26 protein-coding genes are annotated in these 20,720 nt (G+C 36.5%); 18 read left to right on the top strand and 8 right to left on the bottom strand.

What is annotated here, in order from left to right; all coding sequences use genetic code 11:
* Positions 1 to 2: 2 nt before the first annotated feature.
* Entirely contained in the window at positions 3 to 533 is a 531-nt protein-coding gene (gene tssO, locus G9C87_RS18990; RefSeq protein ID WP_172284079.1) for a type VI secretion system TssO, read from the bottom strand.
* 185 nt (positions 534 to 718) lie between these two features.
* On the opposite strand from tssO, the gene G9C87_RS20965 reads away from it, so the two are divergent.
* The 8 genes from G9C87_RS20965 to G9C87_RS18950 all read left to right on the top strand — a co-directional run bounded on the left by G9C87_RS20965 (position 719) and on the right by G9C87_RS18950 (position 7,691).
* Entirely contained in the window at positions 719 to 1,390 is a 672-nt protein-coding gene (locus G9C87_RS20965) for a response regulator transcription factor (RefSeq protein WP_172284077.1), read from the top strand.
* A gap of 140 nt (positions 1,391 to 1,530) precedes the next feature.
* Positions 1,531 to 1,821 (top strand): HU family DNA-binding protein, encoded by a 291-nt coding sequence (locus G9C87_RS18980; protein ID WP_002984212.1) that lies wholly within the window; start codon positions 1,531 to 1,533, stop codon positions 1,819 to 1,821.
* A gap of 366 nt (positions 1,822 to 2,187) precedes the next feature.
* A complete protein-coding gene (locus G9C87_RS18975) occupies positions 2,188 to 3,747 on the top strand; it encodes a ribonuclease E/G (protein ID WP_172284075.1) in 1,560 nt (519 codons plus the stop codon).
* A gap of 75 nt (positions 3,748 to 3,822) precedes the next feature.
* A complete protein-coding gene (locus tag G9C87_RS18970; protein ID WP_172284074.1) occupies positions 3,823 to 4,296 on the top strand; it encodes an OsmC family protein in 474 nt (157 codons plus the stop codon).
* A gap of 133 nt (positions 4,297 to 4,429) precedes the next feature.
* On the top strand, positions 4,430 to 5,059 hold the full coding sequence (locus tag G9C87_RS18965; protein WP_172284072.1) for an NUDIX hydrolase: 630 nt from the start codon (positions 4,430 to 4,432) through the stop codon (positions 5,057 to 5,059).
* 27 nt (positions 5,060 to 5,086) lie between these two features.
* The gene (locus G9C87_RS18960; RefSeq protein ID WP_172284070.1) at positions 5,087 to 5,893 is read left to right on the top strand and encodes a lysophospholipid acyltransferase family protein; all 807 of its coding nucleotides are present in this window, start codon (positions 5,087 to 5,089) and stop codon (positions 5,891 to 5,893) included.
* 16 nt (positions 5,894 to 5,909) lie between these two features.
* On the top strand, positions 5,910 to 6,344 hold the full coding sequence (locus G9C87_RS18955) for a hypothetical protein (protein WP_172284069.1): 435 nt from the start codon (positions 5,910 to 5,912) through the stop codon (positions 6,342 to 6,344).
* Between the two features lie 9 nt (positions 6,345 to 6,353).
* A complete protein-coding gene (locus G9C87_RS18950; protein WP_172284067.1) occupies positions 6,354 to 7,691 on the top strand; it encodes a UDP-N-acetylmuramate--L-alanine ligase in 1,338 nt (445 codons plus the stop codon).
* Positions 7,692 to 7,772: 81 nt separating this feature from the next.
* Here the strand turns inward: G9C87_RS18950 and G9C87_RS18945 are convergent, their stop codons facing one another.
* The 3 genes from G9C87_RS18945 to G9C87_RS18935 form a co-directional block, all read right to left on the bottom strand.
* The gene (locus tag G9C87_RS18945; RefSeq protein ID WP_172284065.1) at positions 7,773 to 8,117 is read right to left on the bottom strand and encodes a lipocalin family protein; all 345 of its coding nucleotides are present in this window, start codon (positions 8,115 to 8,117) and stop codon (positions 7,773 to 7,775) included.
* Between the two features lie 166 nt (positions 8,118 to 8,283).
* Entirely contained in the window at positions 8,284 to 9,348 is a 1,065-nt protein-coding gene (locus G9C87_RS18940) for an NAD(P)H-dependent flavin oxidoreductase (protein ID WP_172284064.1), read from the bottom strand.
* A 158-nt stretch (positions 9,349 to 9,506) separates the two neighbouring features.
* The gene (locus G9C87_RS18935) at positions 9,507 to 10,382 is read right to left on the bottom strand and encodes an aldo/keto reductase (RefSeq protein WP_172284062.1); all 876 of its coding nucleotides are present in this window, start codon (positions 10,380 to 10,382) and stop codon (positions 9,507 to 9,509) included.
* A 126-nt stretch (positions 10,383 to 10,508) separates the two neighbouring features.
* On the opposite strand from G9C87_RS18935, the gene G9C87_RS18930 reads away from it, so the two are divergent.
* The gene (locus tag G9C87_RS18930) at positions 10,509 to 10,943 is read left to right on the top strand and encodes a GNAT family N-acetyltransferase (protein ID WP_172284060.1); all 435 of its coding nucleotides are present in this window, start codon (positions 10,509 to 10,511) and stop codon (positions 10,941 to 10,943) included.
* Complete coding sequence (locus G9C87_RS18925; protein WP_172284058.1) at positions 10,943 to 11,419, top strand: GNAT family N-acetyltransferase; 477 nt, start codon at positions 10,943 to 10,945, stop codon at positions 11,417 to 11,419. Before G9C87_RS18930 ends, G9C87_RS18925 begins: the two co-directional genes overlap by 1 nt.
* Here G9C87_RS18925 and G9C87_RS18920 read toward each other — a convergent pair.
* A complete protein-coding gene (locus G9C87_RS18920; protein ID WP_172284057.1) occupies positions 11,396 to 12,292 on the bottom strand; it encodes a LysR family transcriptional regulator in 897 nt (298 codons plus the stop codon). The two genes, G9C87_RS18925 and G9C87_RS18920, sit on opposite strands and share 24 nt — an antisense overlap.
* Positions 12,293 to 12,410: 118 nt before the next feature.
* Here G9C87_RS18920 and G9C87_RS18915 point away from each other — a divergent pair, with 118 nt between their 5' ends.
* Entirely contained in the window at positions 12,411 to 12,995 is a 585-nt protein-coding gene (locus tag G9C87_RS18915; protein ID WP_172284055.1) for a Crp/Fnr family transcriptional regulator, read from the top strand.
* A 267-nt stretch (positions 12,996 to 13,262) separates the two neighbouring features.
* Complete coding sequence (locus G9C87_RS18910) at positions 13,263 to 14,051, top strand: alpha/beta hydrolase (protein WP_172284053.1); 789 nt, start codon at positions 13,263 to 13,265, stop codon at positions 14,049 to 14,051.
* A 65-nt stretch (positions 14,052 to 14,116) separates the two neighbouring features.
* On the opposite strand, the gene G9C87_RS18905 is transcribed toward G9C87_RS18910, so the two are convergent.
* A complete protein-coding gene (locus G9C87_RS18905) occupies positions 14,117 to 14,860 on the bottom strand; it encodes a metallophosphoesterase family protein (protein ID WP_172284051.1) in 744 nt (247 codons plus the stop codon).
* Positions 14,861 to 15,053: 193 nt separating this feature from the next.
* Between G9C87_RS18905 and G9C87_RS18900 the strand changes: the two genes are divergently transcribed.
* From G9C87_RS18900 to G9C87_RS18875, 6 genes are all read left to right on the top strand, one after another.
* Entirely contained in the window at positions 15,054 to 15,671 is a 618-nt protein-coding gene (locus G9C87_RS18900; RefSeq protein WP_172284049.1) for an NAD(P)H-dependent oxidoreductase, read from the top strand.
* Positions 15,668 to 16,552, top strand: a complete 885-nt coding sequence (locus tag G9C87_RS18895) for an NAD-dependent epimerase/dehydratase family protein (RefSeq protein ID WP_172284047.1) — start codon at positions 15,668 to 15,670, stop codon at positions 16,550 to 16,552. The genes G9C87_RS18900 and G9C87_RS18895 overlap by 4 nt, the downstream gene beginning before the upstream one ends.
* 11 nt (positions 16,553 to 16,563) lie before the next feature.
* Positions 16,564 to 16,851 carry a putative quinol monooxygenase gene (locus G9C87_RS18890; RefSeq protein WP_172284045.1) on the top strand — a complete coding sequence of 96 codons (288 nt, stop codon included), beginning with the start codon at positions 16,564 to 16,566 and terminating at the stop codon, positions 16,849 to 16,851.
* Between the two features lie 80 nt (positions 16,852 to 16,931).
* On the top strand, positions 16,932 to 17,606 hold the full coding sequence (locus G9C87_RS18885; protein WP_172284043.1) for a type 1 glutamine amidotransferase domain-containing protein: 675 nt from the start codon (positions 16,932 to 16,934) through the stop codon (positions 17,604 to 17,606).
* Between the two features lie 23 nt (positions 17,607 to 17,629).
* Complete coding sequence (locus G9C87_RS18880) at positions 17,630 to 18,613, top strand: aldo/keto reductase (protein ID WP_172284041.1); 984 nt, start codon at positions 17,630 to 17,632, stop codon at positions 18,611 to 18,613.
* A 126-nt stretch (positions 18,614 to 18,739) separates the two neighbouring features.
* Positions 18,740 to 19,711 carry a cyclase family protein gene (locus G9C87_RS18875; RefSeq protein ID WP_172284039.1) on the top strand — a complete coding sequence of 324 codons (972 nt, stop codon included), beginning with the start codon at positions 18,740 to 18,742 and terminating at the stop codon, positions 19,709 to 19,711.
* Between the two features lie 110 nt (positions 19,712 to 19,821).
* Here the strand turns inward: G9C87_RS18875 and G9C87_RS18870 are convergent, their stop codons facing one another.
* Positions 19,822 to 20,265 carry a carboxymuconolactone decarboxylase family protein gene (locus G9C87_RS18870; RefSeq protein ID WP_172284037.1) on the bottom strand — a complete coding sequence of 148 codons (444 nt, stop codon included), beginning with the start codon at positions 20,263 to 20,265 and terminating at the stop codon, positions 19,822 to 19,824.
* A 5-nt stretch (positions 20,266 to 20,270) separates the two neighbouring features.
* Positions 20,271 to 20,702, bottom strand: a complete 432-nt coding sequence (locus tag G9C87_RS18865; protein ID WP_228457050.1) for a DoxX family membrane protein — start codon at positions 20,700 to 20,702, stop codon at positions 20,271 to 20,273.
* Between the last annotated feature and the right edge of the window lie 18 nt (positions 20,703 to 20,720).

Here is a 20,720-nt window from a genome sequence, read left to right as displayed (position 1 = left end):
ACTTATCTTTTTCTTCGACTTCCTGTAAACTTTCTGGTAGGATCTATCTTCAGTACCTTTTCCATACTTCCTACTTTCCCCATGCATCCGTTGACATCTCTTATTGCGATTTTTTTCTGGTTGGAAACCTCTACAATACGATTTTTCAAAGTCAGCATCGGACTTATTTGTTTCATTAAGACAGCATAATGCTTAAAATTATCCGCACTGTCTTTTCCCATAATGTTTTTAGCATTATTCACATTGTCTATAATATCATTTCTTAGGAAAATATCATTTTCCACTCTGTTGAGCCTGCTCATTCTGCTGAAAATAGTATCCACCTGAACTCTAAGAATATCGCTGCGGCCCAGTAATTCTCTGTAGGCTTCCGCATCACGGCTTACCCCTTCCGTTTGGGCATCATAGCTTTTAAAAAAGAAAAATACGCTGGTGAAAGAAACAGCAGCCAGGACAACAAAAGACAGAACAAACTTCCAAATGCCTATTCTGACGTCTGATTTATTTAATTTTTTCTCTCTATTTGAAGACATATTTTGTGGTTTGTTTGGGTCTGTGAAAGTATAAAAAAAAAATTTCCTGCACAATATCTATCTTTTCCGTGATATAACGGATCATTTTTCATTTAAATTAAGATTAATTTTAACTTTAATAAGTTTTTATTAATTTAGACCCCTAAATTTAATTATCATAAGCCAAATCGATATTAAATATTAACGTGAGTAAAATATTAACTAATACTGTGCGATTCTCAATAGCAGACAGCGATTTTTATTTTAAAAAAATACTTGTCAAAACGCTTTTGGAAAACCCGTTTTACATGCTTCTCAATGATTGTAATAACGGGCATGAACTCGTGAACAGAATTTACAGAAGACAGGAAGACGTCTTTATCATTGAACTATTTATGCCTGTATTAAGCGGAATTGAAGCGATAAAATACATCCGTAAAAGCAATTCCGAAACTCCCATTATTACCTATTCAGGAACCTATCAGGAAGATATGGCTGAAATACTTTCCAAAATTCCCAATATCTATTATTGCGAAAAGAAAAGTAATATCATTCGAGATATCATAAAAGGACAGGTAGCGTCAGACACCTTCAACTATGAAGCATATTCCAAAGAATGGGAACAGCAACCCCTTGCTGTTATGGAGTATATGGAACGGCAAAAAAAGAGCCAGGAAGAGCTTTCTTCCACAGAGATCCAGCTGATGAAATTTTGCTATGAAGGCTTTAGTAATAAGGAAATCGGAGAGAAACTTAATCTTAGTACGAGAACGATTGATACCTACATCAACAGGTTAACGGAAAAACTGGGACTAAAGACAAAACTTCACCTGATCCGCTTTTGCGTAGAAAACGGATATTACAATTCCAGCATGTAAAAAACATCATTACGTAATATATAGAGAGAGTAAATATAAAACCATCAACCGTTTACCGAAATTTTTTTTACCACTAATTTGCTAGTATTCAATTTTTTTAACTAAATTTGCACACCTAAAATTTAAAATTAAAAAAGGAAATGACAAAGGCAGAATTGGTAAACACCATCTCAAATAAGTTGGGAACAGAAAAGAATGAAACACAGAAAGTTGTAGAAGCTTTTATGCAGGAGATCAGAACTTCTATGTATAATGGAGATAACGTTTATCTAAGAGGTTTTGGTTCTTTTATAATTAAAACAAGGGCTGCTAAAACAGGAAGAAACATTTCTAAAAACACTGCAATTGAGATCCCTGCTCACAATATTCCTGCTTTCAAACCATCAAAATCTTTTGTTGAGAAAGTAAAAACTAAAGTTGCAGTAAAATAAAAATTAACTGAATATTAACTAGTTACTAAAAAATTTAAAATTATGCCAAGCGGAAAGAAAAGAAAAAGACACAAGGTTGCAACTCACAAAAGAAAGAAAAGAAGAAGAGCGAACAGACATAAGAAAAAATAATCTCCTTTTTCGAGATTTAAAAATATATTAATATAGTTGGTGTTTTTAATTTTTTAATCTACACCGACTATATTTTTATTTATAACTATAGGATTCCCAAAAGATCGGGACAGGTTTTATTTCATTGAAATAAATAACACAACTTTCATTATGAATTCGTAAATTTATACATGCATTTATTAAAGAAAACCATGCCTGTTTCCTATAATCTTAACAATTTTATCTTATAACAAAATGAAGAAAGAACTAATAGTTTCGCATGAGGATGAACTTACAAAGATTGCATTACTGGAAGACGGAAGACTATGTGAACTTCATGAGGAAGAGGACAAAAGTGATTTTATAGTTGGAGACTTATTTATAGGAAAGGTAAAAAAGCTGGCACCTAACCTTAATGCCGCATTCGTAAATATAGGTTACGACAAAGATGCGTTTCTGCATTATCAGGACCTGGGGCCACAATATCTTACTTATAGAAAATTTTTAAAGGACACCATTTCTAAAAAGCAAAGTTCTTCAAGCTTAAAAAATTTCGAGATACAACCCGAAATAGACAAAAACGGAACTGTGGATAAGGTCATTGCAAAGGATGACATTGTCCTGCTGCAGATTACCAAAGAGCCTATCTCCACAAAAGGGCCAAGGATCTCTACCCAGGTATCTTTAACAGGACGTTTTTTGGTTTTAATTCCTTTCGACAACAAAGTTTCTATCTCCAAAAAGATTAAAAGCTTTGAGGAAAAAGAAAGACTAAGAACTCTTATCGAGAGTATCAAACCTGAAGGTTTTGGTGTGATCATAAGAACCGTTGCCGAAGGAAAAAAAGTGGCTGATCTGCATAACGATATGAATCAGCTGATTCAGAAATGGGAAAGTACTTTTAAAAATATCCAGAAAAATAAAGTTCCATCTAAGGTCTTAAGCGAAGAAGATAAGGCTTCAGCTATTTTAAGGGACAATTTTAATCAGGATTTCGTGAGTATCATTTGTGATGATGAACAAATGGTGGAAGAAATGAAAAATTATGTAGAAGTAATTGCTCCTGAAAGAAAAAATATTGTTCAGTTTTATGATTCTCACATTCCTCTTCTGGAATATTACAATGTTGAAAAACAGCTTAAACAAAGCTTTGGAAAACACGTCAACATTCCAAGTTCTAAAGGAGCTTACCTTGTTATTGAACATACGGAAGCTTTACACGTAGTCGACGTGAACTCCGGGAATAACATTACAACCGGAAATGCAGCCAATAAAGAACACGCTCTCAACGTGAATAAAATGGCCGCAACAGAAATTGCAAGACAATTGCGCCTTCGTGATATGGGTGGTATTATTGTAATCGATTTTATCGATATGCCGAACGCCGATCACAGAAGGGATTTGTACGAACATCTGAAAGAAGAAATGAAGCGCGACAAAGCTCGCCACAAAATTTTACCTCCAAGTAAATTTGGATTGATACAGATTACCAGACAGAGAAACCGTCCGGAAAAACAAATCGAAACCAAAGAAGAAAACCCTAACAAGGACGGAGAAATCGTAGCTCCGATTGTTATTGTGGAAAGAATGGAAGAAACCATCAGAAACATCATGCAAAAGGAAAAAGGAAAACTTTACCTGCATGTACACCCATTCGTGGAAGCTTATCTTACAAAAGGAATTAAGAGCATCCAGATGAAATGGTTTGTAAAATATAAAAAATGGGTAACCATCATCCCAAGGGATTCTTTTAAATATTTGGAATACAAGATCTATAACTCTAAGAAAGAAGAAGTATCAGGATATTCCAATTAATACAAAATTACAACCTCCAGTTTTCTGGAGGTTTTTTTATTTAAATTAGTACCTGTTTTAATAAACACAAAAAACATGAACAAGGAACACCAATACTCCACTTCCATTGAATGGACCGGAAATAAAGGAACAGGTACCAGCGGCTACCGGAATTACGATAGAAGCTATACCATCTCAATAGAAAATAAAATTACTATTGATGGGTCTTCTGATCCGGCATTTCGGGGCGATAAGACCAAACATAATCCTGAAGAGCTTTTTTTAGCATCCTTATCTTCATGCCATATGTTATGGTATCTCCATTTTTGTTCGGAAGCGGGAGTTATCCTAACTGAATACACAGATAAAGCAACCGGAATCATGGCAGAAACCGCCAATGGAAGCGGCCACTTTACAGAAGTAACCCTACACCCTAAAATAATCGTGACGGATGAATCCATGATTGAAAAAGCGGTGGAACTTCATCAAAAAGCTAATGAATTTTGTTTCATTGCCAACTCGGTTAATTTCAAAGTAAAGCACAGCCCCACAGTACAGGTTAAACAATGATGAATTCAGCAGCATCAATAGCCTATTCGCGTCCGGTATCTTTAATTTTTTCATCTTTAATTTTTCAAAACCATATGGTTAATTAATGTTAATGGCTATTCCATTCTTCAGGATATATTGCTAAATTTGAGCTATGGAAAGTTTTGGAAAAGATTTATTAAGAAAAATTAAAAGTGTGGAATTACCAGGAGAGAATGCTCACGGTGTATTTTCTCCACCTTATCGTCCTGTTTTCAACCACGATGAAATCTTAAAGAAAAATCCAAAATTCGCGGCAGTAAATATTGTTTTATATTTAAAAGATGATGAATGGTATTTCCCTCTGATTCAAAGGACCATTAATGAGCACGACAGACACAGCGGTCAAATATCACTTCCTGGCGGAAAGCGCGAAGAAATGGACCGGGATTTTGCCGACACTGCTATTCGTGAAACTTCAGAAGAAATAGGAATAGATAAACATTACGTAAGGATCATAAGAGAGATGTCCCCTATTTATATTCCTCCAAGTAATTTTTACGTATATACCTATATTTCATATACCAAAAAGAACCCCACTTTCGTTTTACAACAAAGTGAAGCAGTAGAAACCATCGAGTTTCCTATTACTTCGTTTTTAAATCTTCCCGACCAGCCTGAAATTATGGCCCTGCCAAGTGCCGGAGGACATGAAGTTCCGGTCATTAATTTCAATGGATATATCATATGGGGAGCTACAGCAATGATATTAAGTGAATTCAGTCAGTTGCTGAAAAAAATGTAACTTTGCACAACCGTGTTTAATTGAGAGATGGCGAAGAAAAATATTTTCACCGATGCATTCGGGACACCTTACTTTTTGAAAAGGTTAGTTATTTTTATTTTAGGATTTGTTTCTTACAGAAGATTCAATGGTTTTAATAAGCTAAAAATAACCGGTACTGAACACCTTGTTGATCTGCCCGATTCCAATGTGTTGTTTGTATCCAACCATCAGACTTATTTTGCAGATGTTGCAGCAATGTACCACGCATTCTGTGCTGTAAATAATGGCTATTTAAATACCATTAAAAATCCGATCTATCTCCTCAATCCAAAGATTGATTTCTACTATGTGGCAGCAGAAGAAACCATGAACAAAGGAATTCTTCCTAAAATTTTTAAAATTGCAGGTGCTGTTACGGTAAAGAGAACATGGCGTGCTGAAGGAAAAAATGTAAACAGAATGGTAGACCTCACAGAGGTTGATAATATAATGAAGGCTCTTGATAACGGCTGGGTAGCTACCTTCCCTCAGGGTACTACTTCCGCTTTTGCACAGGGCCGTAGAGGAACAGCAAAACTGGTAAAAAACCAGCGCCCGATTGTAATTCCTATCAAGATCAATGGTTTCAGAAGAGCCTTTGATAAAAAAGGATTACGGGTAAAGGTTACCGGTGTAAAACCTACCATGGAGTTTAAGGCACCTCTGGATATTGATTATGATAAAGAAAATGCACATGAAATTTTATTAAAAATCATGACTGCCATAGAGCAAACGGAGGACTTCAATCTGCTGCACCAGTATGATGAAGAATTAAAAGCTAAAAAACTAGAGAAGAAAGATTCAGATAATTAAAAAAGGTAAATTACATATGAAAAGAATAATAGAGATCTTATTCGCAATCATAGTATTAGTTTCATGCAACAGTCAAAAAGTATATTCAAATTTCGACATTAGCTATTCCAAAAGCGGAGGCTACGCTCCTGCTTATGAAAACCTGCTTATAAAAGATAATACTGCACACTATTCTTTTGAGGGCGAAGGAAAAAAGATCAAACAGGATTTTAAGGTTTCGGATGAAGACCTGAAGAAACTCAATAACATTTTGTCTCAGAATAACTTCAGAAGGATACAGGAAGATCACAAAAAACTGTATGATAACGTAACGACTTCTATTAATGTAAAGAAAGGTCCTAATGAAGGAAGTAAAACGGATGCCAGCCTGATTATGCCGAATTTCAGGACCAATTGGACGAATATTACCAATGCATTTCAGGAGATCATTAATAATAATGTTAAAAAATAATAAATACAATTGAAGACCCATTTCATTGCTATCGGAGGAAGTGCCATGCATAATCTTGCCATAGCACTAAAAGATAAAGGATATCAGGTGACAGGTTCTGATGATGCCATTTTTGAACCGTCAAAATCAAGACTTGAAAACAAAGGAATACTTCCTCAGGAAATGGGTTGGTTCCCCGAAAAGATCACTTCAGATCTTGATGCAGTCATTTTGGGGATGCATGCTCATCAGGATAACCCTGAATTGGCAAAAGCAAAAGAATTAGGCCTGAAAATATACTCTTATCCAGAATTTCTTTACGAACAGTCTAAAGATAAAACAAGAGTAGTTATTGCAGGATCACACGGGAAGACCACCATTACTTCCATGATTCTGCATGTCCTTAATTTTCATCAGAAAGAGGTGGACTTTATGGTAGGAGCACAATTGGAAGGCTTCGACTGTATGGTGAAATTAACTCCTGATAACGATTTTATGGTATTGGAAGGTGACGAATATCTTTCGTCCCCTATCGACCTGCGTTCTAAATTTTTATTATATCAGCCGAACATCGCTCTTCTAAGCGGAATTGCCTGGGATCACATCAATGTGTTCAAAACATTCGATGATTATATAGAACAATTCAGAAAATTTGTAGCCAGCATCACTCCTGGTGGTGTATTAGTATACAATGATGAAGATCCGGAAGTGGTAAAAGTAGTGGACAATGCGGAAAATTATTTCAGAAAAATACCCTATAAAACTCCGGAGTATGAGATCAGTAATGGACAGGTCCTGTTAAAAACTGAAATGGGAGATATTCCGCTTTCTGTTTTTGGAGCCCATAACCTTTTGAACCTGGAAGGAGCCAGACACATCTGCCGTCAGCTAGGTATTATGGATGAAGATTTCTACGAAGCAATTATGAGCTTTAAAGGAGCCTCAAAACGTCTTGAAAAAGTAGAAAGAGAAGATAAAGCCATTCTTTACAAGGATTTTGCCCACGCTCCAAGTAAAGTAAAAGCTGCGGTAAAAGCTTTTAATGAACAGTTTAAAGGAGAGAAAAAATACGGATTCCTTGAACTGCACACCTATTCAAGTTTAAATCCTGCTTTTTTAGAACAATATGATCATGCCATGGATGGCCTGGATGAGGCTATTGTATTCTATTCTGAAGATGCTTTAAAGATTAAAAGAATGGACCCGATATCTCCTGATCTCATTAAAGAAAAATTTAAAAACGACCATTTAAAAGTATTTACCAATGCGGAGGAGCTTCATGCGTATTGGGATATTCTGGATAAAAAGCAAGGTGTTTTCCTGATGATGAGCTCGGGTAACTTTGGTGGATTAGATCTCACAAAATAATTATTCATATAAAAGCTTCCCTCTTTAAAAGAGGGAAGTTTTTTATTGTGAAGAAAATATATTTTACATATAAATTTCCTCTCAAAATTGAGAAGGTTTTTTTTGGTTGGTTCTCGTAAAAAATCTCCTGATAATATCGTTGGTTCCATCGCCATCCATATCTTGGGTACGGTCTTCCATGATCATTTCTGATTGGGTAAGTTTTGTAACGAAATATGGATAATCCTGTTCCCCTTCATACCAAAATTGAGCGGTGGATTTATCAAAAGTATAGTTTCTGGTAACAACATCAGTCTGAATACACGTAGTACCTTGCTGGCCATAAGTTGTTGAAGTCACGTTGGTTTGCCTGAACTCATGAGTGCTTTTTTTCTGACAATCTGTAGAAAAATTGGTTTTTGTCTGATGATCTTTTGAAGTATACAATTCAGATTTTTCAATATACTACTTCCCGATTATTGTCCCTACATTGGGATCAATAGTATCCAATGTTTCACTATCACTACCACATGCAAGCATTGACAATAAAGCTAAAGGTAAAAATATTCTTTTCATATATGCTGGGCTTAAAGCCTGCAAAAATAGCAATTTTTCAGGATATTTTTTCAACATCAAGAATCAGTCTTTTTAAAATATCCATAGTGGATGCTTCACTGTACGGATGAACCGATTGCCCTAGCCATATATTCACAAACTCCACATTACCTTTAAGTTTTGCCGTTTTTCTTAAAATCCCTGTCAGCTTGTTTTGATAAGGGTAAGGCAGAATATAATCAGAATTCTCAAGAGCTTCAATAAATCTATTTCTTATCCCTCTTGCATAACGTCCCGAGAAGCTTCTGGTCAAAAGAATTTCGTCTTCTCTTACCTTCTTTAATCTTTCTTTCTCAAATGACTGCAATGCGCTTTCCTGAGAAGCCAATAATATACTGCCCACCTGAAACCCTTTTGCTCCAAGTTCATTTGCCGCCGATAGAGTTCTTCCATTATAAATTCCACCTGCATAAATCAAAGGAACCTTCACATGATCGAATACCTGTGATAAAAGAGACAGACCTCCGATCTGCGGAATCCGATCTCCATCAAATGTTCCCCTATGCCCTCCAGCCTCAATTCCCTGAACACAGATTATGTCAATCCCAGATTTCTCTAGGATCAAAGCTTCTTCCACTGAAGTACACGTTCCAATAAGGGTTATTCCATTTTCTTTTAATTTCTGAATACTATTATCGTCAAGATTTCCAAATGTAAAGCTCAGTATCTTACATCCTTCTTCAATGATGGCATCAATTTGCTCGTGATAAGTGTTCACTTTAAGATCTTCGAGATCAGGAAGGCTGACCTCCAGATTATTTTCTGCCGCAAGCTCTTCAATAAAGTTTTTGGTCTTTATGTATTTCTGTCGTATGGAGTCTGTGATCTGAGGGATAGTATGAGTAAAAATGTTAACGGCAAATGGCTGGTCAGCAAGTTTTTTTGTAACCTTAATCAATTCAACGGATTGTTCCGCAGATAAATCAGCTAATGCCAGAGTTCCCAAGCAACCAACCTTTGAAGCTGACGCCGTCATCTCAGGAGTACTTACTCCGAACATAGGGGCCTGAATAACGGGATATTTTACGTTTAATTTTTCAATAAGTGTATTTGACCAGAACATACAAATTATTTTATTTTAAAGTACAAAAAAACAGACAGCATTTAAGCCGAGCAAAATATGACATTATTCATTCTAAAAACACAATTCCCACAGATCTCACTTGTATACGGACTATTTCCGCAAAACCCTCGGAGCTGTGGGAATTGATTAATCTTTTATTAGATGTCTGCTATGGAATTCAGCATTTTCTTTTCCCATTCAGGATCTTTAGGATCAAAGAACAATCTTTTACCCGTATCCAGCGAGCGAACGATATTCATTTCATCTTCTGTTAAGCTGAAATCAAACACATTAAAATTCTCTTCAATTCTGGATGGAGTAATGGATTTCGGAATAATAACAAAACCTTCCTGTAGATGCCATCTCAAAATAACCTGCGCTACTGTTTTAGAATATTTTTCTGCAATTGATTTTAGCTCAGGGTTTTGTAGAAGCTCAGCATTTCCGTTTCCAAGCGGACTCCATGGCTCCGTTACAATATTATTTTCACGGTCATAAGCTACCATTTCTTTTTGCTGGAAAATAGGATGCAATTCAATCTGATTGATCACCGGAAGAATAGTCGAATTCGCTTTTAACTCTTCTAGTTTTTCCACTGTAAAATTACATACTCCAATCGCTTTGATCTTTCCTTCATGATATAATTCTTCCAATGCTTTCCACGCACCTAAGAAATCCCCGAAAGGCCAGTGAATAAGATACATATCAAGGTAATCCAGTTGCAATCTGTCCAGTGTTCTTTGAAATGCTGCTTTAGCTTTTTCATACCCATGATCCTGCACCCAAAGTTTTGAGGTGATGAACAGTTCATCCCTATTCACACCACTATTTCTCACTGCGCTTCCCACAGCCTTTTCATTAAGATATATAGATGCAGTATCGATCATTCTGTAGCCTGTTTGAATAGCTTTGATCACAGCATCTTCACAAACTTTCAGATCATCAATCTGCCATACTCCGAATCCTAGTGCCGGAATATCAATTCCGTTATTTAAAGTAACAACCGGCTGCCCTATGTACATTTTTTTCTGCATAATTCTTTATTTTAATTTTTAACATAAAGTCTAACAAATTTGCAACAAAAAATTGAAATTTTACGCCTTAAATCCCTACTTTATGAAATTTAAAAATTATTTATTTTTGCATGAAAATATAATGTAATGAGCTATCAGATTATAAAAGCACAAGCAAAAGACTACCCAAGGATCATGGAAATCTGGGCTTCTTCCGTGAAAGCAACCCATCATTTTCTTGCAGAAGAGGATTTTAATTATTTTCAGGAAGTGATCCCGAAAGATTACCTGCCGAATTTAGATGTTTACCTTATCACGGAAGATAGTAATGCAAGAGGATTTGCATCAGTTGCCGGGGATACTCTTGAAATGTTGTTTATCCATGATGATTTCCGTGGGAAAGGATACGGAAAAAAATTATATCAGTTTATGAAAGATCACATCGGTTTTACGAAGCTGGATGTCAATGAGCAAAATCCCCAGGCGATTGGCTTTTATGAAAAAATGGGGTTTAAAAGAGTAGGAAGATCAGAAAAAGATGGCTCCGGAAAAGATTATCCTACTATCCATATGGCAATATAATGGATCCGTTCACACTGATTAAGATCGATGCTTCTTCAGAGGTGCCCTATGAATTGCTTCTACTGGCTGATGAAACTGTGGAAGCAATCCATAAATACATATTTGATTGTGATGTATATGTTCTTAAAGATAAGTCCCGATCGATAGCCGTAATGGCCCTTTACCGGATTAGTAATACTGTATTGGAAATTAAAAACATAGCAGTTGACAGCCCGTATCAAGGAAAAGGTATTGGTGGTCTTTTAATCGATAAAGCGAAGGAAATAGCAAATAAGAATCACTTTCATTCCCTATTAGTAGGAACTTCAGATACAGGCTTCCGTCAAATCCGCTTTTATGAGAAAAATGGTTTTGTGAAAAAAGGAATACGCAAAGACTTCTTTATTCAAAACTATCCGGATCCTATTTTTGAAGATGGAATTCAGATGCGGGATATGGTCGTTTTAGAGTTTTTAAGTCATCACTTCTCTGAATAATTTCTTGATATGCCCGATCTCTGCCTGATAACTTGTTTTTTTCCGGCATCCGAAATATAAAGTATTTTCCAGCTTTTTATCTCCTTCCCAGATCAATTTTACATCTCCGCTTTCAATTTCGTTTTTACATAAAAAATCAGGAACTACAGCCAATCCTGTCCCTCCTTTCAGACAACGGATAATAGAATTAAGATTAGGAACGATATAATTGGGACGGAAATTAGGTTTATGTCCAAAATTCAGGATCCAGAATTGGAATAAATGTTCCATATCACCTGTTGTCCCATACCATTTCTCCTGTTTAAGCCATTCTTCTATCTTATCAGGATCTTTGGTTTTAAGAACCTTTTTAAAAGCATCGGTATCTACATCTTTCCCTCCGACCAGAATAATCTGCTCGGATGAAAATGCTTCATGCTCAATATTCAGTGATGATCCCTTTTTGGGTGTTATAATAAGATCAAGAATCCCTTTATCAAGCTGATCCAGCATCTCCGGATACTCCCCGAAACTGATGATCAAATTAAAAGGTAAAGTGGAAACATATTGCTCTAAAGTAGTTTGAAAAGTCTCAAAACACATCCCTACACTGATTGTCGGTGTATGCTTTTCTGTTGATTTCTGAAAGTTTTTCTCTACATTCTCAAGCTTTAAAAGCGGTTCAAAAACAGCATTATAAAGTACCTTTCCTCTTTCTGTGGGAATCATTTTTCTTCCGGTCCGGTCAAAGAGTTTATATCCTACATAAGCCTCAAGTGAGCTTAGATGCAGACTTACACCAGGCTGTGAAATGAACAAACTTTCCGCAGCTCCGGTTAACGTTCCCGTCTTGTAGATCTCTTTAAACGTACGGTACCACTCTAAATTAACCATATCAAATCATTTAAATTGTAATACAAAACTACAAAATAATCAGAATACTAATAGATAGAAATTGACTATGCTTTGCATCAATAATTGTAATACCTTTGTGTAAAGGCTTGATTCAGGCATGAAAAAGGACATTCATACATTTCATCAATTTCTAAATTCTATGGGGGAAATTTCAACACAAGATTTTGACCTGATATGTCAGTATATGGAAATAAAGGAAATGGGAGTGGGAACTATTCTCCTGCAGGAAGGAAAAATCGCAAAAGATCTGTTCTTTGTACTGGATGGTATTTTAAAGATCGTCTCCACTAATGAAAAAGGGAACGAAGTCATTCATTTTTTTATTAAAGAAAATAAATTTTGTACAATCCTGTACAGTTTTACAGATGAAGTTATTTCAAGGGAAGAAATCATTGCTGCAACTTCTGCCCGGGTTTTGGTATTTTCCAGGAAAAATCTGAATGAATTATTTGAGAAACTACCCCACTTTAAGAATCTGATAGAAAATATTACCCAAAAAACCCTGATGGAAAAAATTAAAGCCAGAAACCATTTAATGGGAGAAGAAGCCACAATACGTTATCACAAGTTTATTTCCGACCACCCAGACCTACTGCTTAAAGTTCCCTTAAGTGATGTGGCTTCCTACTTGGGAATAACGCAACAATCTCTTAGCCGGATCAGAAAAAATATTAACTTTTAATTTTTAACTTAAAGTCATTGGATACTAAGAAGTATCTTCATTCAATTACAATCATAGCTGCTTTTTCATCATAAAAGTTATCTTCATTCATTAAAAAATCCCCCCGATGGAAAAAAGTACAATAAATATATACTTTTAGCCATTTTTTCGAACCCGTCCCGTCTCTATCTTTGCCCTGTTAAGTTATTCTAAAGTCAGATAGCTTAGCAGGGAATCAGACAATTACTCTGGTCCGACCAAAAAAATTTAACCTTAAAATATATACTTATGAAAAAGACTTCAATTTCAAAACAATCAAGGTTCTTACCTTTCTTAGCTGTTTTATTTATGTTATTCGGTGGAATATCTGCTTTATCAGCTCAATCATCTAAAGTAGTGAAAAACATTGTGCTGGTGCATGGGGCATTCGTAGATGGTTCCGGTTACAGGGGTGTTTACGATATCCTTACAAAAAAGGGATATAATGTTACCGTGGTACAAAACCCGCTAACTTCGTTGGCAGATGATGTTCAGGCAACAAAGGATGCACTTGACAAGCAGGACGGTCCAACTATTCTTGTGGGACATTCCTATGGCGGAACAGTGATTACTGAATCCGGAGATCATCCCAATGTAGCAGCATTGGTTTATGTAGCGGCATTTCAGCTTGATGAGGGTGAATCAGCTGTAGACTGGGCAAAAACAGAACCTGCATCTCCTAAGAGCGGAATTTTGCCTCCGGATGAAAAAGGCTTTCTTTACTATGACAAAGCGAAATTTCACGCAGGATTTTGTGCAGATCTGCCTAAAGAACAAGCTGATTTCATGTATGCTTCGCAAGGACGTTTTTCTGCAGCAGCTCTGGGCGCTAAAGTAACAAAAGCACCATGGAAAACAAAACCTTCTTATGGTATCGTTGCCACTCAGGATGAGGCGATACTTCCTTCTATTCAACGTAAAATGTACCAAAAAGGACATGCAAAAATCACAGAAATAAAAGGAAGCCATGTTGTATTTATTTCTCATCCACAGGAAGTGGCGGAGGTGATCATCAGAGCATCAAAAGAAGTAAAATAATAGTAATAAACATCCTCACATTCAAAGCTGTTTCAATTTTTTGAAACAGCTTTGAATTATTTAGATTAAAAATTAACCGCCTTTTCGTTTCTCAGAAAAGATGCATAATAATTGGGAATTCCACTGGCTTCAATACTTTTAGCCACCGTTTCGAGCGGATACTCCAGTTGAATGATCTCAGGGACTACCTCTTTTTCATTCAACGTCAGAATTACATAAGATGCTAATCTGTTTTCTTCCTTTGATCGACCCACAGAACCAGTATTAATTGCCCATTTTTCACCGATCTTCTTCTTAAAAGAGATATGAGTGTGTCCCATCAGAATAACATCCGAATCAGAATCCTTCAGCATTTCGTGAAACACCTCATCTGCTTCATATTCGTAGAGATAAGTATCATTACTTTTCAGAGACGAATGTACCAGCTGGATATTCCAATGTCTGCCTCCTGTCTTATAGTTTAATTTGATGTGGAAAGGAAGCTTGGCCAAAAAGGATTTATTCTCATCCGTAATAGATTTCCGGGAGTGGTCTATAGCTTCAAACCGAGCTATTGTTTCTTCTTCGGAATGTTTGCTTAGCGGAATTACGGGCAGGTCGAAAGCAATTCTTTCATCATGATTCCCCAGTATACAAGGAATATGGTTCTTCCTGATCTTTTCAATTACTTCATTTCCCCACGGTGCAAAGTCCACCAGGTCACCCAGACAGAATCTTTGAGTAATTCCTCTTTGATCTATATCCTGTAAAACCACTTCTAAGGCCGGAAGATTACCATGTATATCACTAAAAACGGCTATCTGTATCATATACCACTCAAATTTACCTAACAAAATTACATGAGAAAATAATAAGTAGCGTGCAGAAGGAATATGATATTCAACCATAATGCCTTAAATTTAATGTATCATTATTCTAATATTAAACTATAATTTATATTATTTTTATTATATCAGAACACAACCTAACTTTGCATCATAAATTTTAAACAATCATAAAACAATGAAAAAAGTATTAATAATTAATGGTGGACAAAACTTTGGACATTCCGGAGGAAAATATAATAAAACAGTTGCTGATAATACATTGGAAGTATTAAAAAATTTTGAAAATGTAGAAGTTAAAGTAACCAACATAGCAGACGGATATGACAAAAATGAAGAAGTTCAGAAATTTGTGTGGGCCGATTATATAATTTACCACACTCCGATCTGGTGGTTTCAGCTTCCGAACGGATTTAAGAAATACATTGATGAAGTTTTCACTGCCGGACATGCTAAAGGCATTTATCTGAGCGACGGGAGAACAGCCGAAAACCCAGAGATCAATTATGGAACCGGAGGGATGCTCGGTGGCAGAAAATATATGGTAACAACCAGCTGGAATGCTCCGGAAACTGCGTTTACTCTTCCCGGAGAGTTTTTTAATGAAACGAGTGTAGATAACGGACCATTATTTGGATTCCACAGGATGAATGCTTTCATTTCTTTACAGAAAATGGATAGCTTTCACTTCCATGATGTGGAAAAGAATGCCAATATAGAACGTGATATGAAACGGTACCAGGATCATATTAAAAATGTTTTCGAAAAAGAATTAAAAGTACAATTAGCCTCATGAAAAAAATACTAATAACTGGAACTACAGGCTATATCGGAGGAAGTATTGCTAAAAAATTACAGGATAAAAACTATACAGTAATAGGTCTGGTCCGTAACGAGACCCAAGCTAAAGAACTGGCGTCTGCGGGAATTGAAACCATCGTCGGAAGCATCCATAATGAAGCCCTTCTCCGCGCTGCCATTGAAAAATCAGATGCAATCATTCACAATGCCGATTCGGCAGATGATGCTTATGCTGTGGACAGCATTATCAATGCACTGGAAGGAACCGGAAAAACATTTATTTTCACTTCAGGTTCAGCTATTTTGGGAGGAAAGGAAAACGGAGAAAAAAGTGACTTTATTTTCACTGAAGATATTCCTTTAAACCCAAGGCTGGAAATGGCTTCCAGGGTTCTGATCAATGACTGCGTTTTAAGATCTGCACAAAAGAATATCAGAAGTATTGTTATTGTCCCTACAATGGTATACGGTACAGGTCTTGGGATCAAAAAAGACAGCATTCAGATTCCTGCCCTGACTCAATTCTCAAAAGAAAAGGGATTTGGCGTTTATTTCGGGAAAGGAGAAAATATCTGGTCAAATATCCACATTGAAGATCTGGCAGACCTCTATGTACTTGCTCTGGAAAATGCAAAAGCAGGCTCCCTGTATTACGCAGAAAACGGCTCATCCAATATCAGGAATATAGCTGAAACCATCAGTACAAAATATGGGTTGCAACCTGCACAATCTTTAAGCGTACAGGAGGCAGTAGATCGGTTTAGCCCTGCGGGTGGTTATTTTGGATTTGCCTCTAATAGCCTGTGTAATGCGGACAAAGCAAAAAAAGAACTGGGCTGGGCTCCACAGTATCATTCAATCGAAGACTTTATTTAAATACAATTATTATGAAAATATATTTAACAGCGATTATAAAAGCAAAAGAAGAACACCGTGCAGAAGTACTTGAAGTTCTTCAGAACATGGTAAAAGAAACGAGAAAAGAGGAAGCATGCGAACTTTACAGCCTGCATCAGGGTATAGAGAACCAAAACGAATTTGTTTTCTATGAAATATGGAAAAATGCAGCAGGGCTTGAACAACACAATCAACAGCCATATATTAAAGCTTTCGGAGCTCTGGTTGATGAAAAACTTCAGGAAGTTCCACAGATTTATAAAACCAGCATTTTATAGCCATGAAAAAACTTGCAATTGTAATATTCAGCATATTCATGATAGGATTTGTCCAGTCACAAACCAAAAAATCAATTCATATGAAAAAGAAAATTTTATTTGTCGTAACAAGTCATGACAAAAAAGGAGATACCGGCGAGAGTACCGGATATTATTTAGGAGAGGTTTCTCATCCATGGGAGGTACTTCATCGCGCAGGCTATGATATAGATTTTGTAAGCCCTAAAGGAGGAACACCGCCAGTAGATGGCTTTGATCTTAAAGACCCGGTGAACAAAGAGTTTTGGGAAAACAAAGAATACAAAAATAAAATAGATCATTCTCTAAAACCTTCTGAAGTAAAGCCTTCTGATTATTCAGCTATCTTTTATGCCGGAGGTCATGGAGCGATGTGGGATCTTGCAGATAATACAGAATTAGCTTCCATTGCCTCAAAAATTTATGAAAACGGAGGAATTGTTTCCGGAGTTTGTCATGGACCAGCAGGTTTGGTCAACATTAAACTGAAAGACGGTAAATATCTTGTTGATGGTAAAAAAATCAATGCTTTTACCAATGAAGAGGAATCTGAGGTAAAACTAACGAATGTTGTTCCTTTCCTTCTGGAAGACCAGCTCAAAGCAAGAGGAGCGAAATTTGAAAAATCAGGACTTTGGCAGACGCATGTTGTTACAGATCAAAGAGTGATTACAGGACAAAATCCTCAATCAGCAAAGGCTGTTGGTGAGGCTATTTTAAAAGAATTAAACAAATAATTTTAAACAATTTTTAAATCAAAATGGAATATAGAAAACTAGGTAATACTGACCTTGAATTATCAGTAATTACTCACGGGGCTTTTGCCATCGGTGGAAATATGTGGGGTGGAAATGAAAAACAAGATTCTATAAACTCTATTCATGCTTCTTTAGATAACGGAGTAACCTCTATTGATACGGCACCTTTTTACGGTTTCGGATTAAGTGAGGAAATGATCGGGGAAGCAATCAAAGGAAAAGACCGTTCAAAGATCCAGCTATTAACTAAGTTTGGCTTAGTATGGGACGGCAGCAATCAGGGAAAAGGTGAGTTCTTTTTTAATGCAGAAAAAGATGGTAAAACACTTCCTGTATATAAATTTGCATCTAAAGAAAACATCATTAAAGAAGTAGAAGAAAGCTTACAACGTTTAGGAACCGATTATATTGATCTTTTACAATTACACTGGCCGGATAACTCGACCCCTATCAGTGAAACCATGGAAGCTTTAGAAATGTTGATACAGCAGGGAAAAATAAGAACTGCCGGTGTAAGCAATTACCTTGTGGAACAAATGGAAGAAGCTTCTAAAACGATTCAGCTGGCAAGCAACCAGGTATCATACAGCATGCTGAACAGAGCTATAGAAAAAGATTTAGTACCTTACTCTTTAGAGAACAATACCGGAATTATAGTGTATAGTCCAATGGAGAGAGGATTATTAACGGGTAAATATTTTAAACAAGCTCAATTAAAGGCTGATGATCACCGTAACGGATATTTTGCACAGTTTGATCTAGAAAAAGTAAAAGCTTTTCTGGAAACTTTGGAAACAATTGCCCAAGAAAAAAATGCTACCGTTTCACAGTTAGTCCTACGCTGGACCAGTTTACAACCCGCTATCAGTGTTGTATTGGCAGGAGCACGAAATGCCCAGCAGGCCATCGAAAACGCACAGGCAATGTCCGTTGAACTTTCTCAGGAAGAATTAGATACGATTAATTCTGCCCTTAACGGAATCTAACATAAAACAAGTTGGAAGAGAGAAGCTGCATACTCATTACATCTAATTGAATATCACTTATTCATACAGGGTTCAATAAACTTCCCTCTTCTAACTTCCCTTCTTTCTAATCCTAAATCATAGAAAATGAAAAATAATCTGATCACTTTGTTCGGGTTGGCTGCTTTATTGTCTTTTAACACCACAATAGTAAAAGCTCAAAAACAGTATATCAATCCCGACGATCAATCCTGGTACCCATCAACATACGGGGTAAATGATGAAATAGGAGCCGCTAATCTCCTGACAGCGCAAGTTGTAAAAGCAGCCATTTCGCTTGTAAAACAAGGTAAAACATTACCTCTGGCTGTCGCTATTGATAAAAACCTTCCTGCTTTCCGTCACAGAAGCTTTAATTTATATAACATTCAACCCGGGGAACAGGCCGGCCAAAGTTTGGGTCCTAATAAATTCACATTCAATGACGAACTGGTTAATGGCTGGACCGGCGTTGGAACACAACTTAACGGAATCGGGCACATTGGTATCAATAATATCTACTACAATGGCAATAAAGCCGCTGATTTTGTAACTGTAGAAGGTGTGAAAAAGCTGGGTATTGAAAAAGTTCCGCCATTTGTAACCCGCGGAGTGGTATTAGATATGACCGAACATTACGGAAAATCCATCGTTCCCGGAGGAACGGAATTTACAGTATCCGATATCAAAGCAGTATTGAAAAAACAGGGCATCACACTCAGAAAAGGAGATGTTGTTCTTTTCAACACAGGATGGCTTGAGCTCATTGGTAAAGACAACAAACAGTTTTTAGAAGTTGAACCCGGTATTGGTATGGAAGCAGCACAATGGCTTGCCGAGCAGGGAATTGTTGCTTTTGGCGGCGATACGTGGGCTTCCGAAGTCTACCCCAATCCCAAGAGTAAAGAAGAATTTCCTATTAATCAGTTTATGCTGGCAAAAAAAGGAATCTACAACCTGGAACTGATTGACAGCCGTCCTTTGGTAAAAGAAAAAATATGGGAATTCATGTTCGTCCTTGGGCAACCACTTTATAAAGGATCAACACAAGTAAATATCAACCCTGTCGCTATTTATTAATACTTCATCGGAATTTGTAGTTTGAAATGATTAAAATCAGTAAACTGATTTTAAAAAGAGCTTCTCATGATTGAGAAGCTCTTGGTGTTAAATAAAACAATTTCAAAAAATTATTTCATAATCGGTAAATGTGTGCTTATGGCAATTCTGTTCCATCCATTAATCGTTACAATCGCCATAATGATCTGGGCAATCTGATTATCATCAAAGAATGTTTTTGCTTTTTGATATGTTTCTTCCGTCAATCCTTTATGGCTGATTAAGGTAATTTCTTCTGTCATTGCCAATAAGATCTGTTCTTCTTCTGTGAACAGTTCTAAAGCCTCTCTCCATGCATTTAAAAGATATATCCTTTGTGGAGTTTCCCCATATTTCACAGCGTCTTTCGTATGCATATCCAGACAAAAAGCACAACCGTTGATTTGTGAAGCTCTGATTTTAATGAGCTCCTTTTGAAGAGGATTTAAAGAAATGGTCTGAAGATATCCTTCCAATCCCATCATAGCTTTATAAGCTGCTGCATCCGTTTTTGCAATATTTAGTCTTGCACTCATAATATTTATATTTTTTTGGTTAATTGATCTGCACTTAATGAAAATTGTCGTTGACTTGCCAATAAAAACGCCCCTGCACTTCCTACCCAGACTGAATAATCGAGAGGAGCTTTAGCCCCCAAAGCAATCGTCATGGATAAAGCAAAAATGAGCAATAAAAATCCGGCTCCGTAAGCTGCTATTCTGGTTTTATACCCCACAAGTAATAACAACGGAATAGCAATTTCAAAGAATGTAGCGGTATAAGCCGAAAACTGACTCAGCCCTTCAGGAAGAAAAAAAGTTAATTTCCGGGTGTATTTCTCAAAATTCTCCCAGTTCCCCCAGGCTGAATTTTTTCCCCAAAAACCAAAACGGTCCGCCACTGCTGAAAGCATTGTCACGGCAATCGCTACTCTTAAAAATAATTGCGGGAATTGCTCTTTTATATTTGTCATTGTATTAGCTTTTAATAA

It is taken from the genome of Chryseobacterium sp. LAM-KRS1 (genome assembly GCF_013184525.1).
Lineage (GTDB): Bacteria > Bacteroidota > Bacteroidia > Flavobacteriales > Weeksellaceae > Chryseobacterium > Chryseobacterium proteolyticum.
The sequence above is the reverse complement of the archived record's forward strand: the minus strand, read 5'-3'. Positions and strand labels throughout refer to the sequence as shown.